Source organism: Bacillus sp. 5RYD7K (assembly GCF_059831465.1).
In genome coordinates this window covers 2,959,590-2,973,196 of sequence record NZ_CP191200.1, presented here as the reverse complement: position 1 = coordinate 2,973,196, position 13,607 = coordinate 2,959,590, and the positions used below count along the sequence as shown (strand labels likewise).

At 43.2% G+C, this 13,607-nt stretch carries 22 protein-coding genes; 15 read left to right on the top strand and 7 right to left on the bottom strand.

Translation table 11 applies throughout. The features are described 5' to 3' along the window. The first annotated feature begins 30 nt into the window (after nucleotides 1–30). From ACQE26_RS14820 to ACQE26_RS14805, 4 genes are all read left to right on the top strand, one after another. Nucleotides 31–264, top strand: a complete 234-nt coding sequence (locus tag ACQE26_RS14820) for a DUF896 domain-containing protein (protein WP_003153997.1) — start codon at nucleotides 31–33, stop codon at nucleotides 262–264. A gap of 166 nt (nucleotides 265–430) precedes the next feature. Then, nucleotides 431–2,434, top strand: coding sequence for a transketolase (gene tkt, locus ACQE26_RS14815; RefSeq protein ID WP_016935978.1), 2,004 nt, complete (start codon nucleotides 431–433; stop codon nucleotides 2,432–2,434). Between the two features lie 150 nt (nucleotides 2,435–2,584). Next, the gene (sirA, locus tag ACQE26_RS14810) at nucleotides 2,585–3,031 is read left to right on the top strand and encodes a sporulation inhibitor of replication protein SirA (protein ID WP_047474793.1); all 447 of its coding nucleotides are present in this window, start codon (nucleotides 2,585–2,587) and stop codon (nucleotides 3,029–3,031) included. 85 nt (nucleotides 3,032–3,116) lie between these two features. Continuing rightward, nucleotides 3,117–3,335: a YneF family protein gene (locus ACQE26_RS14805; protein ID WP_003153994.1), complete on the top strand. Its 219-nt coding sequence runs from the start codon at nucleotides 3,117–3,119 to the stop codon at nucleotides 3,333–3,335. Nucleotides 3,336–3,408: 73 nt separating this feature from the next. Here ACQE26_RS14805 and ACQE26_RS14800 read toward each other — a convergent pair whose 3' ends face one another. Continuing rightward, complete coding sequence (locus ACQE26_RS14800) at nucleotides 3,409–3,582, bottom strand: aspartyl-phosphate phosphatase Spo0E family protein (protein ID WP_012117647.1); 174 nt, start codon at nucleotides 3,580–3,582, stop codon at nucleotides 3,409–3,411. A gap of 200 nt (nucleotides 3,583–3,782) precedes the next feature. Between ACQE26_RS14800 and ACQE26_RS14795 the strand changes: the two genes are divergently transcribed. From ACQE26_RS14795 to ACQE26_RS14785, 3 genes are all read left to right on the top strand, one after another. After that, nucleotides 3,783–4,490 (top strand): cytochrome c biogenesis protein CcdA, encoded by a 708-nt coding sequence (locus tag ACQE26_RS14795; protein WP_016935976.1) that lies wholly within the window; start codon nucleotides 3,783–3,785, stop codon nucleotides 4,488–4,490. Nucleotides 4,491–4,574: 84 nt separating this feature from the next. Further along, nucleotides 4,575–4,937 carry a response regulator gene (locus ACQE26_RS14790; protein WP_016935975.1) on the top strand — a complete coding sequence of 121 codons (363 nt, stop codon included), beginning with the start codon at nucleotides 4,575–4,577 and terminating at the stop codon, nucleotides 4,935–4,937. A gap of 78 nt (nucleotides 4,938–5,015) precedes the next feature. Beyond that, nucleotides 5,016–5,507 carry a CcdC family protein gene (locus ACQE26_RS14785; RefSeq protein WP_095240656.1) on the top strand — a complete coding sequence of 164 codons (492 nt, stop codon included), beginning with the start codon at nucleotides 5,016–5,018 and terminating at the stop codon, nucleotides 5,505–5,507. A 27-nt stretch (nucleotides 5,508–5,534) separates the two neighbouring features. On the opposite strand, the gene ACQE26_RS14780 is transcribed toward ACQE26_RS14785, so the two are convergent. From ACQE26_RS14780 to sspO, 4 genes are all read right to left on the bottom strand, one after another. Then, nucleotides 5,535–5,963, bottom strand: coding sequence for a DUF2621 domain-containing protein (locus ACQE26_RS14780; RefSeq protein WP_045925794.1), 429 nt, complete (start codon nucleotides 5,961–5,963; stop codon nucleotides 5,535–5,537). 232 nt (nucleotides 5,964–6,195) lie between these two features. Beyond that, the gene (locus ACQE26_RS14775) at nucleotides 6,196–6,567 is read right to left on the bottom strand and encodes an Hsp20/alpha crystallin family protein (protein ID WP_060962684.1); all 372 of its coding nucleotides are present in this window, start codon (nucleotides 6,565–6,567) and stop codon (nucleotides 6,196–6,198) included. A 94-nt stretch (nucleotides 6,568–6,661) separates the two neighbouring features. Further along, nucleotides 6,662–6,808 (bottom strand): small acid-soluble spore protein P, encoded by a 147-nt coding sequence (locus ACQE26_RS14770; protein ID WP_003153984.1) that lies wholly within the window; start codon nucleotides 6,806–6,808, stop codon nucleotides 6,662–6,664. A 30-nt stretch (nucleotides 6,809–6,838) separates the two neighbouring features. Next, entirely contained in the window at nucleotides 6,839–6,985 is a 147-nt protein-coding gene (gene sspO, locus ACQE26_RS14765) for a small acid-soluble spore protein SspO (RefSeq protein ID WP_003244839.1), read from the bottom strand. Nucleotides 6,986–7,216: 231 nt separating this feature from the next. Here sspO and acnA point away from each other — a divergent pair, with 231 nt between their 5' ends. The 7 genes from acnA (at nucleotide 7,217) to ACQE26_RS14730 (ending at nucleotide 12,014) form a co-directional block, all read left to right on the top strand. Next, nucleotides 7,217–9,943 carry an aconitate hydratase AcnA gene (acnA, locus tag ACQE26_RS14760; RefSeq protein ID WP_500469959.1) on the top strand — a complete coding sequence of 909 codons (2,727 nt, stop codon included), beginning with the start codon at nucleotides 7,217–7,219 and terminating at the stop codon, nucleotides 9,941–9,943. A 63-nt stretch (nucleotides 9,944–10,006) separates the two neighbouring features. Then, nucleotides 10,007–10,516 carry a TlpA family protein disulfide reductase gene (locus ACQE26_RS14755; protein WP_064778975.1) on the top strand — a complete coding sequence of 170 codons (510 nt, stop codon included), beginning with the start codon at nucleotides 10,007–10,009 and terminating at the stop codon, nucleotides 10,514–10,516. 78 nt (nucleotides 10,517–10,594) lie between these two features. Beyond that, entirely contained in the window at nucleotides 10,595–10,720 is a 126-nt protein-coding gene (locus ACQE26_RS14750; protein ID WP_012117651.1) for an FbpB family small basic protein, read from the top strand. 63 nt (nucleotides 10,721–10,783) lie between these two features. After that, nucleotides 10,784–10,930 carry an acid-soluble spore protein N gene (locus ACQE26_RS14745; RefSeq protein WP_013352427.1) on the top strand — a complete coding sequence of 49 codons (147 nt, stop codon included), beginning with the start codon at nucleotides 10,784–10,786 and terminating at the stop codon, nucleotides 10,928–10,930. Nucleotides 10,931–10,954: 24 nt separating this feature from the next. Continuing rightward, on the top strand, nucleotides 10,955–11,197 hold the full coding sequence (gene tlp / locus ACQE26_RS14740) for a small acid-soluble spore protein Tlp (protein WP_500471495.1): 243 nt from the start codon (nucleotides 10,955–10,957) through the stop codon (nucleotides 11,195–11,197). A gap of 85 nt (nucleotides 11,198–11,282) precedes the next feature. After that, nucleotides 11,283–11,699 carry a YbgC/FadM family acyl-CoA thioesterase gene (locus ACQE26_RS14735; protein WP_328220612.1) on the top strand — a complete coding sequence of 139 codons (417 nt, stop codon included), beginning with the start codon at nucleotides 11,283–11,285 and terminating at the stop codon, nucleotides 11,697–11,699. 15 nt (nucleotides 11,700–11,714) lie between these two features. Further along, nucleotides 11,715–12,014, top strand: coding sequence for a hypothetical protein (locus tag ACQE26_RS14730; protein WP_500469958.1), 300 nt, complete (start codon nucleotides 11,715–11,717; stop codon nucleotides 12,012–12,014). A gap of 31 nt (nucleotides 12,015–12,045) precedes the next feature. Here ACQE26_RS14730 and ACQE26_RS14725 read toward each other — a convergent pair whose 3' ends face one another. Both ACQE26_RS14725 and plsY read right to left on the bottom strand, forming a co-directional pair. Continuing rightward, the gene (locus ACQE26_RS14725) at nucleotides 12,046–12,333 is read right to left on the bottom strand and encodes a HesB/YadR/YfhF family protein (RefSeq protein ID WP_438422046.1); all 288 of its coding nucleotides are present in this window, start codon (nucleotides 12,331–12,333) and stop codon (nucleotides 12,046–12,048) included. Between the two features lie 86 nt (nucleotides 12,334–12,419). Further along, on the bottom strand, nucleotides 12,420–13,001 hold the full coding sequence (plsY, locus tag ACQE26_RS14720; protein ID WP_016935965.1) for a glycerol-3-phosphate 1-O-acyltransferase PlsY: 582 nt from the start codon (nucleotides 12,999–13,001) through the stop codon (nucleotides 12,420–12,422). Between the two features lie 151 nt (nucleotides 13,002–13,152). On the opposite strand from plsY, the gene ACQE26_RS14715 reads away from it, so the two are divergent. Continuing rightward, a complete protein-coding gene (locus ACQE26_RS14715) occupies nucleotides 13,153–13,560 on the top strand; it encodes a CoA-binding protein (protein WP_500469957.1) in 408 nt (135 codons plus the stop codon). Nucleotides 13,561–13,607 lie beyond the last annotated feature (47 nt).

The window sequence follows — 13,607 nt, the reverse complement described above, 5'->3', positions numbered from 1 at the left end:
TATAATCAACACGCACCAAAGGAGCTTATTATGATTTCTAAAGAAAAAATCGCAAGAATTAACGAATTGGCTCAAAAAGCTAAATCAAACACGATAACAGATGAGGAAAAAGCCGAACAGCAAAAGCTTCGCCAGGAGTATTTGAAAGGGTTCCGCTCCTCAATGAAAAATACGTTAAAGAGCGTAAAAGTTATTGATCCGGAGGGTAATGATGTCACTCCTGAAAAATTAAAAAGGGAACAACAGAAAAATAATCTTCATTAAACAGAAAGAATACGGCAATACGTATTCTTTTTTCGTATATACTAATATCAGGCTGTGATTTGCGACAATTTTCAACAAGTTTATCTCAAATTTAAGCTGAAAGAGTTGAGAAAAAGTCAGCATCGCTTTATGATGAAAAGGTACAACAATAAGGAAGGGGATTATAATGGATACAATTGAAAAGAAATCAGTTGCCACCATACGTACACTATCTATAGACGCAATTGAAAAAGCTAATTCCGGACACCCGGGCATGCCGATGGGAGCTGCTCCGATGGCTTACACGCTGTGGACGAAGTTTATGAATGTAAATCCGCAGAATCCGGGATGGTTTAACCGCGACCGCTTTGTTTTATCAGCAGGACACGGTTCAATGCTTTTGTACAGCATGCTGCATTTAAGCGGGTATGACCTCAGCATTGAAGACCTGAAACAGTTCCGTCAATGGGGAAGCAAAACACCGGGACATCCGGAGTTCGGGCATACAGCCGGAGTCGACGCAACGACCGGGCCTTTGGGACAGGGTATCGCTATGGCAGTGGGAATGGCAATTGCAGAACGCCATCTGGCTGAAACATATAACCGTGATTCATTCAACGTAGTTGATCATTATACATATAGTATTTGTGGAGACGGCGATTTGATGGAAGGCATTTCTTCTGAAGCCGCTTCTCTAGCAGGCCATCTGGAATTAGGCCGCCTGATTGTATTATACGATTCTAATGATATTTCTTTAGACGGCGATTTAAATCGATCTTTCTCTGAAAATGTAAAACAGCGTTTTGAAGCCATGAACTGGGAAGTCCTTTATGTTGAGGACGGAAATAACATCGCTGAATTGACGGCTGCAATTGAAAAAGCGCGCCAGAATGATAAAAAACCAACATTAATTGAAGTGAAAACGACAATCGGTTTCGGTTCTCCAAACCGCGCGGGCACATCCGGTGTTCACGGCGCTCCGCTAGGACTAGAAGAGAGCAAGCTGACTAAAGAAGCGTACGCTTGGACGTTTGAAGAAGATTTTTATGTTCCAGAAGAAGTATACGCGCATTTCAACGAAGCTGTAAAAGAAGCCGGTGCGAAAAAAGAACAGGAATGGAATGAACAGTTCGCGGCATATAAGGAAAAATATCCTGAGCTTGCTGAACAGCTGTCACTCGGCATGAAAGGCGAGCTGCCGAAAGACTGGGATCAGGAAATTCCTGTCTATGAAAAAGGCAGCAGCCTTGCTTCCCGCGCATCTTCAGGTGAGGTGCTGAACGGCATCGCCAAGAAAATTCCTTTCTTTGTCGGGGGATCTGCTGACCTTGCGGGTTCAAACAAAACGACAATCAAAAACGCAGGGGACTTCACGGCCAAAGACTACGCCGGGAAAAACTTCTGGTTCGGTGTCCGTGAATTTGCGATGGGCGCTGCTTTAAACGGAATGGCGCTTCACGGCGGCCTCCGCGTATTCGGCGGCACATTCTTTGTGTTCTCAGATTATTTAAGACCTGCTATTCGTCTGGCGTCATTAATGGGGCTTCCTGTCACTTATGTATTTACGCATGACAGTATTGCCGTAGGAGAAGACGGACCGACTCACGAACCGATTGAGCAGCTTGCATCTTTACGCGCGCTTCCTAACCTTTCTGTAATCAGACCTGCTGACGGAAATGAAACCGCAGCTGCGTGGAAGCTAGCCGTTCAAAGCCAGGATCATCCGACAGCTCTTGTGTTGACACGCCAAAACCTGCCGACAATTGATCAGCAGGCTGAAGAAGCGTATGCCGGAGTAGAAAAAGGGGCTTATACCGTTTCCAAAGCAAAAACTGATTCACCGGACGCCCTTCTTTTGGCGACAGGTTCTGAAGTCGGACTTGCGATTGAAGCACAGGCGAAGCTTGCTGACGAAAATATTCATGTATCTGTAGTCAGCATGCCGAGCTGGGACCGTTTCGAAAAACAATCGGCCGAGTACAAAAACAGCGTACTTCCTCCGAATGTGACGAAACGTCTTGCGATTGAAATGGGATCAAGCTTCGGATGGGGCAAATTTACCGGTCTTGAAGGAGACGTTCTCGCAATTGACCGTTTCGGTGCTTCAGCTCCGGGAGAAACAATTATGAAAGAATACGGGTTTACTGCAGAAAACGTGGCTGACCGCGTGAAGAAACTGCTAAACAAATAAAGAAACAAAAGAGGATGAGTCAAATCATCCTCTTTTTCCTGTATATACGACAAAAATAGAAGGGTCGCCGTAACAGTAATAGACAATTCTTTCTTTTCTCCTTTTGTATAATAGAAAGCAATACACAGCGCTGTAAAAGGGGATGAGGAAATGGAACGTCATTACTATACGCACCTGATTAAGGATGAGTTTGCGAACCACTACTTCGGTCGGGAAACCGCTATGTTTGAATTGTTTCGAGACTATCATTGGACAAATCTGACACCCCAAGAATATCAACTGACAAAAAAGCAAGTTCACTATATAACAGAACCGATTCCGGTAATACATATGCATCAGCGTCTCCAGCTTCATTTAAACCGAATGAGTTACAGCCGTTTAGATTCAATTTATCAGCTTACACTGCCCGGAGAAAAGGGCCGCGCCACCTTCATGATGAAAGACAGCTTGATTGAGATTGCAGCTTCGGGAGATTATGAGGCGGAAACGATTTTCTTTGAGATTCTCCGTAAAATCAGCCCCTGTTTTCTTGCGATGGATTTTAAGACAAGGCGTTATGGGTGGTTAAATCCGGTCAGAGAAAGAAATTTTGTCTAAAAACGAGCAAAAAGAGATGTAATTGTTGTATAATAGCCTTTGGTTTAGTACACTTTAAACTAGACAACATGAAGGAGGAAATAAAATGACTTTATGGGTTGGCATCCTAGTGGGCGTTGTCGCATTGCTCATAGGTGTTGCACTCGGGTTTTTTATTGCTCGTAAATATATGATGAGCTATTTGAAAAAGAATCCGCCTATTAATGAACAAATGTTACGCATGATGATGATGCAAATGGGAATGAAACCTTCTCAAAAGAAAATTAATCAAATGATGAAAGCCATGAATAATCAAGCGAAATAATACGTAAAGATTATGATATAGAGATACATGGTTATAAAAATAAAAAACCCGGTGAGGGTTTTTTATTTTTGCGTCATGTTTCACCCCAACTGCCGGTGTGCAGTTCCTTTTGATATTGTATGAGAAGGTGGTCAAGCTCCTGGCTGAGTTCTATCGTAATGTTTGATGTCATTCCGTTTGTCATGACGATTTTAAGCAGCTCTGCCCGTTTTTTTTCAATTTCATTTAATAGATGCTCTCTAATCACAGGGATATATCCTTTCATACATAAATCTTTCACTGAATCGCTATTATTATATCCACATTTATACTGTTTTTCAAATAAGAAGGAGTATAATATCTTGATGTCAAATTAAATTATATAAGCTTTTTCTATAAAAAGTAATCCTTCATGGGAAAGTGTTAAAAAAATGAAATGATTTTGTCATAACTCGAAAGGAGTGTGTCATGGTGAGTTTTAATTACTTTCTGACGTTCGGGGCCGGGTTTCTGTCTTTCATTTCTCCCTGCTGTCTGCCGCTGTACCCCGCTTTTTTGTCATACATAACCGGAGTCAGCATGGACGAGGTGAAAACGGAAAAGGTGATGCTGCAAAAACGGGGGCTCGTGCATACACTTTGTTTTTTGCTTGGTTTCTCCGTGATTTTTATTGCACTTGGATACGGAACCTCGTTCATCGGCAGTTTTTTTACCCGTTATCATGAAGCGATCCGCCAGTTTGGCGCTATCATGCTGGTTCTTTTCGGACTCATTACGGCGGGTGTGTTTCAGCCGAAAATCATGATGAAAGAGCGGCGCATTCATTTTAAGCACCGGCCCGAGGGGTTTATCGGCTCTGTTCTGATCGGTCTGGCGTTTGCAGCCGGCTGGTCGCCGTGCAGCGGGCCTATTTTAGGCGCCGTGTTTTCACTGGCCGGTACAAATCCTTCTTCAGCGGTGCCGTATATGTTTTTATATGTTTTGGGATTTGCCATTCCTTTTCTAGTTCTTTCATTTTTTATTACCAGAATGAATTGGATTCGAAAGCACCAGCTGCTTATCATGAGAACCGGCGGCATTGTTATGATTGTCATCGGAATTATGCTGTTTTTTAACTGGATGAGTTATATTCTGATCGTTCTGTCAAATCTTTTCGGAGGGTTCAAGGGGCTGTAAGAGATTGATAACTTTTGAACTATTATATACCCTTTCTTTTTTGGTACAATAAGACTAGTTAATGTTAAATATGTGGAGGGGAATATGACACGAGTTTTAGTTGTAGATGACGCCAAGTTCATGAGAGTGAAAATCAGAGAGATTCTGGAATCGGCGAACTATACAGTGGCCGGAGAAGCGGCTGACGGCGAGGAAGCTCTGGCCGTTTATCAAAAAATCCGTCCCGATCTGGTGACAATGGATATTACCATGCCGGTTAAAAACGGAATACAGGCGCTGCAGGAGATTTTAGCTTTTGACCCGAAAGCCCATGTCATTATGTGCACCGCCATGCGGCAGCAGCGGATCGTTCTGGAAGCGATTGAACTGGGCGCTAAAGATTTTATCGTTAAACCGTTTGAAGGTTCTAAAGTGCTGGAGGCCGTAGGCAGAGTAACGGGAACATAAACGTATTTTCTTTTCACATTGGTTTTTTTATGTTTTTGGAGTATAGTATATAGTATCAAACTCCGTGCAAGCAAAGGAATGATAAAGATGATGATTATAATTTCATCCGTTATTGCAGCGGCCATGGCAATCTCTGTAATGATTGTGAGGATTAAATCCTCCGATAAGCCCGCTTCACCAAAAAAAATAATTCTCCCGCCGATTTTCATGAGTACGGGAGCGCTGATGTTTCTTTTTCCGATTTTCAGAGTGACGGGCGAAGAATTTTTGGAGGCCATTACGCTGGGCGTGATCTTCTCTATTTTTCTGATAAAAACATCTAAATTTGAGATTAAAAATAATGAAATCTATTTAAAACGGTCAAAAGCATTTGTGTTTATCCTAATTGGTTTGCTGGTTATCAGAATCGCTATGAAATCCATTTTGAGCACGACGATTGATTACGGAGCTTTAAGCGGAATGTTTTGGATTCTGGCTTTCGGAATGATTGTCCCGTGGCGCATCGCGATGTTTATGTCGTACCGCAAACTTGCCAATGAACTGAAGACCGCTGATATTCAGATGAATTAAAACCTTTCCGTCCGCCGGAAAGGTTTTTTATTTGAGCAGGGTTTGATAAGGAGTAAGGTCAATCTGTTTTTCGCGGAGATGTTTTTTCAAAAACTGGTGATCCCGCTTAGGGGTGGCCAGTATGTAACCCCTGATGATTAAATCCCGGTTTATTTGTTCTGCTTCCTCTTGTAAAGAGATTTCACCGATTTTTCCGGCGATTTTAGCTTTGGCTACATCCCGAAAGAGCTCTGGCACGGGGGCGACCAGTTCATCCAAAAACGCCTTGTCGCCTTCATTCCATAGGTGTCTGCTTTTTTCAATATAATAATCCTGCCAATCCAGTTCTGACCGGCCGTCTTCTTTCGGTAAGCGTTTTAAAAATTTTCGGAACATAAAAAACCCCCCGATGGACAGCAATCCGATCATTACGATGACCCAAAATAAAATAAACCACATAAACCAGCCTTCAAGCATTGTTTTATCTCCTCCTTACTTTAACCATATTGTAAACGAAGACAGAATAGAAGAACACATGAAAAAAGAATAGAAAAAATGATAGATGTCCAGTCAATCTGATTGCTAGAACATATTCTATCGTATAGTGATTCTGCTATTTGGCCATGGGAGATTCACTTCGAGGGTATATGACTGATATGACCGGACAAAAAAGCCGCTTTCATTGAGGGATGAAAACGGCTTTTTTATGTTATAGAGGAAATTGAAAGGAAAAAGAGGCAGGGGTCTCATTTGGCTCCTTGTTCATGGAGACGGTCAGAATATGGTTTGTGAAATCAGTGAAAATATGTTTGTCGTTCAGATAAAAAGGCAGCATCATTTGTTTGTTTAACGTCTGTTCAAGCGTTTTAACAGAGAGCATGAACTCATTTCCCGAAAGAGTGACGGTCATCGCCTGCACCGGCTTCAGCGCCGTCAGGTCAGCTTCAATGATGTATTGACGGCTTGTTTCATATAGATCGATCGGAAGCGCCTCGTCATACCAAGCATACGGGTCCTCGTAAAACTGCCGCAGCCATTCTTCGATATCATCAAATTCTTCAGCGTGATTTGAATGATTCATGGAAGCATCCCTCCATATTAAAAAAGCCTTGCTATAACGTATGCAGAAGCTTTAAATGGGTGAAAGCACAAAAAAACAGACACCGAGGTCTGTTTTACATATCGTGGCTTGTATTATGTTTTTGTCTTGTATGGTTGCGGTTTTTCACTTTTTTGCTTCCGCTTAACGGTTCCGGCTGGCCGGGATTATGGCCCTTCGGAGCATTTTTATGCATATCTTTGCTCGTATTTTTATTTGTCATGTTAAAGCCTCCTTTTTTAAGGGGTGACGGCTATTGGTTTGTTTTTCTTTTTTTATTGTTCTGCCGTTCTGCTTCGGTCAGGACAAGCTGGTCATTTTCAATATAACCCGCGCCTTTGCCTTGGCTTTTTGCATCATTCATGCCGTTTATCACATGATTGGCTTTTCGTTTTACCATGATCATCACCTCAACTTTAATATGGCTCTTTACAGCCCGTTGTATGAGACATAAAATAGGACAAAATTTACCGGAAATTATGCTGATAAGACGATCTTATTGTATTTAATAAAAACATTGATATTTACTTATGTATGATTTTATACTAAGATGAAATTGTGAGAAAATTGTGATGTAATGTGAACATTCATCTAAAGAACGATCTTGATCTTTGAAGGGGGATTTTGGAGAATGACAAATCAGCAAAAAGTCGCAACACAAGACGTTTTCCAAGCAAGAAAAACATTTTCTTCAAACGGGAAAACATACCACTACTATTCATTAAAAGCATTGGAAGACGCAGGGGTCGGCAATGTTTCAAAACTTCCTTATTCTATTAAGGTTCTTTTGGAATCCGTTTTGCGTCAGGTAGACGGACGCGTCATTACGAAAGAACATGTTGAAAATTTAGCAAGATGGGGTACTGCTGAATTAAAAGATATCGATGTGCCGTTTAAACCGTCACGGGTTATCCTACAGGACTTTACCGGCGTTCCGGCCGTAGTTGACCTGGCATCTTTAAGAAAAGCCATGGCTTCTGTCGGCGGAGATCCTGATAAAATCAATCCTGAAATTCCGGTTGACCTGGTCATTGACCACTCCGTACAAGTCGACAAAGCGGGTACGGAAGACGCGTTAGCCATTAATATGGACTTAGAATTCAAAAGAAATACAGAACGTTATAAATTTTTAAGCTGGGCAAAGAAAGCGTTTAACAACTATCAGGCCGTTCCGCCTGCAACAGGTATCGTCCACCAGGTAAACCTTGAGTTTTTGGCAAGTGTCGTTCATACGAAAGATGAAGACGGAGAGCTTGTGACATATCCTGATACTTTGGTGGGAACAGATTCCCATACCACGATGATTAACGGAATCGGCGTTCTCGGCTGGGGTGTCGGCGGTATTGAGGCGGAAGCGGGAATGCTCGGCCAGCCTTCATATTTCCCTGTTCCTGAGGTCATCGGCGCGAAACTTGTCGGAAAATTGCCTAACGGAACGACGGCAACTGACTTAGCGCTGAAAGTCACTCAAGTGCTGCGCGAAAAAGGCGTAGTCAATAAATTTGTTGAATTCTTCGGCCCTGGTGTTGCTGAGCTTCCGCTTGCGGATCGGGCGACTATTGCCAATATGGCGCCGGAATACGGAGCGACTTGCGGATTCTTCCCGGTTGACGAGGAAGCACTTTCTTACATGCGTCTGACCGGCCGTGAAGAAGAGCAGATCGATGTCGTGGAAGCATACTGCCGCAACAACGGTTTATTCTATACGCCTGACGCAGAAGAGCCGATTTTTACAGACATTGTAGAAATTGACCTGTCAAAAATTGAAGCGAACCTTTCAGGCCCGAAACGTCCGCAGGATTTAATCCCGCTTTCTGTCATGCAGGAAACGTTTAAAAAACATCTCGTCAGCCCGGCCGGCAACCAAGGATTCGGAATGGATGCTGCTGAAGAGAACAAAGAAATCTCATTTAAACTTAACAGCGGCGAAGATGCGGTCATGAAAACAGGGGCAATTGCAATTGCCGCCATTACAAGCTGCACAAACACATCTAATCCTTATGTATTAATCGGTGCCGGATTGGTAGCCAAAAAAGCGGTAGAATTAGGATTGAAAGTGCCGAATTATGTGAAAACATCACTTGCACCGGGATCTAAGGTTGTTACTGGATACTTAGTCAATTCAGGCCTTCTTCCATATATGAAGGAGCTCGGCTTTAATCTTGTCGGCTACGGCTGTACGACATGTATCGGAAACTCCGGACCGCTTTCTCCAGAGATTGAAGAAGCAGTTGCTAAAAATGACCTCTTGATCACTTCTGTTCTGTCAGGCAACAGAAACTTTGAAGGCCGGATCCATCCGCTTGTCAAAGGAAACTACCTTGCTTCGCCGCCGCTTGTCGTCGCGTACGCATTGGCAGGCACTGTGAATATTAACTTGAAATCTGACCCGATCGGTGTCGGAAAAGACGGACAAAACGTTTACTTCGATGACATCTGGCCGTCAATGGATGAAATCAACTCCCTCGTCAAACAGACTGTGACGCCGGAATTATTCCGTAAAGAATATGAAACGGTATTTGACGACAACCAGCGCTGGAATGCAATCGAAACGACGGATGAAGCACTGTACAAGTGGGATAAAGATTCTACTTACATCCAAAACCCGCCGTTCTTTGAAGAAATGTCTGTAGAACCGGGAAAAGTTGAGCCATTAAGAGGGCTTCGCGTTGTCGGCAAATTCGGAGATTCCGTGACGACTGACCATATTTCTCCGGCCGGAGCGATCGGAAAAGACACGCCGGCGGGCAAATACCTGCAGGAAAAAGGCGTTTCTCCTCGGGACTTTAACTCTTACGGCTCACGCCGCGGAAACCATGAAGTCATGATGAGAGGAACTTTCGCCAATATCCGCATTAAAAACCAAATCGCGCCTGGCACAGAAGGCGGATACACTACACACTGGCCTACCGGTGACGTGACATCTATTTATGACGCATGCATGCGGTATAAAGAAGATAAAACGGGTCTTGTCGTCCTGGCCGGCAAAGATTACGGAATGGGCTCTTCACGTGACTGGGCTGCAAAAGGAACAAACCTGCTAGGCATCAGAACAGTCATTGCGGAAAGCTTTGAAAGAATTCACAGAAGCAACCTCGTCTTCATGGGTGTGCTGCCGCTCCAGTTCAAACAGGGTGAAAACGCGGATACACTCGGTTTAACCGGTAAGGAAGTTATCGAGGTGGATGTTGATGAAACTGTACGTCCTCGCGACTTGCTGACTGTCAGAGCCATCAGTGAAGACGGTACGGTAAAAACATTTGAAGTCGTTGTCCGTTTCGACAGTGAAGTGGAAATTGATTACTATCGTCACGGCGGCATTTTACAAATGGTGCTTCGCGATAAAATGAAACAGTAGCAGAAAGAAGACAAAAGAGAGAAAGCGGACTGCTTTCTCTCTTTTTATACGGGAGGCCTTGAGATGCTTGCAAAATGGCTGGGCGTATTGTTACTTATCGGGTTGTTAGTGTATGCGGGCTGGAACATTTATTCTGCACAAACAAGTCCGAAAGAAGGGACAGAAGAAGGGATGAAGGCTCCTGACTTTACACTCGACACACTGTCAGGAAAAAGCAGCTCCCTTTCTGATTATAAAGGTAAAAAAGTGCTCCTTAATTTTTGGGCGACGTGGTGCAAGCCATGCCGGATGGAAATGCCCGATATGCAGGAGCTGCAGAAGGAATATCCGGATATTGCGGTAGTAGCCGTTAATTTTACGTCCTCTGAAAAAAATATACAGGCTGTGAAATCGTTCGCTGATACTTATCAGCTGACATTTCCAATTTTGATTGACAAAAGCGGGATTAACGGAGATTTCAACGTGCTTTCTTATCCGACATCATACATATTAGACGAAAAAGGAACCATTCAGCACATTCGAGTAGGCACGATGACAAAAAAAGAAATGAAAGAAAAACTGGATCTCAAGTAGAGGTTCAGTTTTTTTTATGCGAAAGGCTTATCTTTTAAAAAATTGGAAAAAATGAATGAAAACACGGAGGTGAGAAGATTGAAAAAAATGAGAAAACGTTCTTTTCATGAATTGGTTATGGAGAATAAACGTGAGCTGATGACCAATACGGAATATTTGAATCAGCTTGAAGAAAAGCTGGAGCAGCGGTTCAAACAAAAATAACCTTTAATTTGCAGTCATGTTTGCGCCTCCTTTTGCGAAATATACTCTTAAGGAGGGATGAACATGGGCACAAACAAGAAAGACGGCCAGCCGCAGTACGCTCCGAGCCACTTAGGGACTAAACCCGTTAAATATAAACGAAACAAAGGGGAAAAGTTTCATGACAAGTCAAACGGACATCCGATTGTCATGCAGACGAAAGGCGAATAATATCATTAAAGGAGAGCAGACATGATGACAAATTATAACCAAAAACCGAACCCGGACGACCGTTCTGATAACGTTGAAAAGCTTCAGGATATGGTGCAGAATACAATCGAAAATATAGAAGAAGCGAAAGAATCAATGGAATTTGCGACAGAAGAGGAAAAACAGCGCATTCAAGAGAAGAATGCCAGACGCAATGAAAGCATTGAATCATTCCGAAGTGAAATTCAGGATGAATCGGCTGCGAGAGAAAACGGCTATCAATCGTAATAAAAACCAGGGAAACCTGGTTTTTTCTCTTTCCGCCACGTTGTGATAAAATAGGGCTAATCTGATAATAAGGGAGCAGAGAACGTTGCATGTGTCAAAAAAAGAAATAGAAGTGCGTTATGCGGAAACAGATCAAATGGGTATCGTCTACCATGCCAATTACTTAGTTTGGATGGAGGTCGGGAGAACGGCGCTCATTAAGGACCTCGGATTTCTGTACAAGGACATGGAAGAAAGAGGGGTGCTGTCACCTGTAGTGGATATCAGCATTTCTTATAAAAAGCCGCTCCGCTACGGAGAAACAGCAGAAGTACATACGTGGATTGAAGAATATAACGGATTTAAAACCATTTACGGCTACCGCATCTATAATCCGGATCAAGAACTTGCGATCGAAGCGTCATCCTCTCACATATGCGTCGATAAACAGAGTTTCAAACCGATTCAGTTCCGCAAGGCCTTTCCTGATTGGCACGCCGCTTACGAAAAGGCAAAAAAATAAGGAGCGGCTCAAGTTATGGCATTTGGAATTACACGCAGAGAACTGGAAAGATGGAAGCGGGATGTATCGGAAGGAAAAATCGCTTTTTTAACGCATTATTGGCTGGACGACCGCTTTCCGGAGGCTAAGACCGTGACGAAGGCCGGTTCTAGCGATCTCAATAAGCTGATCCGATGGGGATCGGAATACGGGCTGAAGCCTGAGTGGATTCATCATAAAAATCAATTTCCCCACTTTGACCTGCTCGGTGAAACGCAGAAACGCATATTAGAAAAAGAACATCTGACTGATCATATCAGAAGGTTCAAACTGTAAAAAAAGAACGCATCCGCTGCGTTCTTTTTTCTTACACATAATCAAATACCGGCTCTTCTGACTGATCTGAATATGTGACGGACAGATCGTGATTATCAAAGTACCATAAGTCGCTTTCTTCAATAAAAAAGGTAATGCCATCAACTTCCGTGCTGATTCCGACGTTCATCGGCTGGTCTTTTGAAATACCGAGAGAAAAGCCTTTCTGGACGCTGCTGCATCCTCCGTAACGGACAAAGAAACGGACCTGATCGCCTGTTTCCAGTTCTAGCTCTTCTTTGTACCAATCCAGCGCGCCTTTCGTTACTTTCATGTTCATCCGGAACACTCCCTTTTTGTTTCTCATAAAGAAATTATCTCTATTATAAACGCATATGGCATTTTGATGTCAAAATTGAAGTTTCATCAAAACCATTTGATTTTCGGTTCTGTTTTGTTCATAATCCGTTTGATGTTTGCCCTGTGTCTGTAGATAACAAACGCGGTCAAGAGCGTCACTACGATTAATAAATAAGGATCTTTTACAAACAGACAGTAAATAATCGTATAAATCCCTGTTAACATTGAAGACAGAGAAACAAATTTCGTAAGGAATAAAAATACGAAAAACACTGCAACCATCGTTACGAATAACAGCGGAGCATAAAACAGCAGGACGCCTCCTGAAGTGGCTACGGCTTTTCCGCCCTTGAATTTTGCGAACACGGGGAATACATGGCCGATCACTGCGGCCACTCCTGCGAGAAGAGGGTGAATGGGAACGTGCAATAAATACGGCAGCGCCGCGGCCAAGGTGCCTTTTAAAATATCGGCTGCAACGACGACAGATCCCGCTTTCACGCCAAGCGTGCGAAAAGCATTTGTGGCGCCCAAATTACCGCTTCCATGTTCTCTAATATCAATCCCTTTCGCAAGTTTGCCTACGACTAAACCTGACGGGATGCTGCCTATTACATAGGCCAAAATAATCAATAAAGCAATCAACATCTACATTTCTCCTTTTCAATGTCCCTTCACTTTATTTTAACACGAGTTGTTATCGTCTGATGACAAGTTTTTTGAGAATTAAGCTGACAAACCGCTTTTTTTGAATCCGGTGAAGCTGTCGTGTACAATAATACAAAAGGAGATGGTAAAGATGCAAAATCCTTCAAAGTCAGAGATTAAAGACATTCTTGACCGAAGCAAACGTATCGCCGTCGTCGGGCTGTCAGACCGTCCCGACCGGACTTCTTACATGGTTTCCAAAGCGATGCAGGATGAAGGGTACGAGATTATTCCTGTCAATCCGACGATTGATGAAGTGCTTGGCGTTAAAGCCGTCGCTTCATTAAAAGACGTTGAGGGACCGATTGATATCGTCAATGTGTTCAGACGCTCTGAGCAGCTTCCCGGCGTCGCTGAAGAGTTTTTACAGACGGATGCTCCCGTTTTTTGGGCGCAGCAGGGCCTGGCAAATGAAGAAGCGTACCGCATGATTACAGAGAAAGGGCGGACGGCCATTATGGATTTATGTATAAAAGTCGCCCGCGCTGTTATAAAATAGGAACAAAAAAGGCAAAAATCCTTGGCAAATCAGGGGTTTTTGTTTTT

What these genes read in the sequence shown, in the direction of transcription:
- ACQE26_RS14805 (WP_003153994.1), top strand. Translation starts at nt 3,117, where the DNA reads ATGACTTTATGGGTTGGCATCCTAGTGGGCGTTGTCGCATTGCTCATA.
- ACQE26_RS14795 (WP_016935976.1), top strand. Translation starts at nt 3,783, where the DNA reads ATGGTGAGTTTTAATTACTTTCTGACGTTCGGGGCCGGGTTTCTGTCT.
- sirA (WP_047474793.1), top strand. Translation starts at nt 2,585, where the DNA reads ATGGAACGTCATTACTATACGCACCTGATTAAGGATGAGTTTGCGAAC.
- ACQE26_RS14745 (WP_013352427.1), top strand. Translation starts at nt 10,784, where the DNA reads ATGGGCACAAACAAGAAAGACGGCCAGCCGCAGTACGCTCCGAGCCAC.
- ACQE26_RS14755 (WP_064778975.1), top strand. Translation starts at nt 10,007, where the DNA reads ATGCTTGCAAAATGGCTGGGCGTATTGTTACTTATCGGGTTGTTAGTG.
- ACQE26_RS14780 (WP_045925794.1), bottom strand. Translation starts at nt 5,963, where the DNA reads ATGCTTGAAGGCTGGTTTATGTGGTTTATTTTATTTTGGGTCATCGTA.
- tlp (WP_500471495.1), top strand. Translation starts at nt 10,955, where the DNA reads ATGACAAATTATAACCAAAAACCGAACCCGGACGACCGTTCTGATAAC.
- sspO (WP_003244839.1), bottom strand. Translation starts at nt 6,985, where the DNA reads ATGGTAAAACGAAAAGCCAATCATGTGATAAACGGCATGAATGATGCA.
- ACQE26_RS14820 (WP_003153997.1), top strand. Translation starts at nt 31, where the DNA reads ATGATTTCTAAAGAAAAAATCGCAAGAATTAACGAATTGGCTCAAAAA.
- ACQE26_RS14785 (WP_095240656.1), top strand. Translation starts at nt 5,016, where the DNA reads ATGATAAAGATGATGATTATAATTTCATCCGTTATTGCAGCGGCCATG.
- plsY (WP_016935965.1), bottom strand. Translation starts at nt 13,001, where the DNA reads ATGTTGATTGCTTTATTGATTATTTTGGCCTATGTAATAGGCAGCATC.
- ACQE26_RS14790 (WP_016935975.1), top strand. Translation starts at nt 4,575, where the DNA reads ATGACACGAGTTTTAGTTGTAGATGACGCCAAGTTCATGAGAGTGAAA.
- ACQE26_RS14730 (WP_500469958.1), top strand. Translation starts at nt 11,715, where the DNA reads ATGGCATTTGGAATTACACGCAGAGAACTGGAAAGATGGAAGCGGGAT.
- tkt (WP_016935978.1), top strand. Translation starts at nt 431, where the DNA reads ATGGATACAATTGAAAAGAAATCAGTTGCCACCATACGTACACTATCT.
- ACQE26_RS14715 (WP_500469957.1), top strand. Translation starts at nt 13,153, where the DNA reads ATGCAAAATCCTTCAAAGTCAGAGATTAAAGACATTCTTGACCGAAGC.
- ACQE26_RS14775 (WP_060962684.1), bottom strand. Translation starts at nt 6,567, where the DNA reads ATGAATCATTCAAATCACGCTGAAGAATTTGATGATATCGAAGAATGG.
- ACQE26_RS14725 (WP_438422046.1), bottom strand. Translation starts at nt 12,333, where the DNA reads ATGAACATGAAAGTAACGAAAGGCGCGCTGGATTGGTACAAAGAAGAG.
- ACQE26_RS14770 (WP_003153984.1), bottom strand. Translation starts at nt 6,808, where the DNA reads ATGACAAATAAAAATACGAGCAAAGATATGCATAAAAATGCTCCGAAG.
- acnA (WP_500469959.1), top strand. Translation starts at nt 7,217, where the DNA reads ATGACAAATCAGCAAAAAGTCGCAACACAAGACGTTTTCCAAGCAAGA.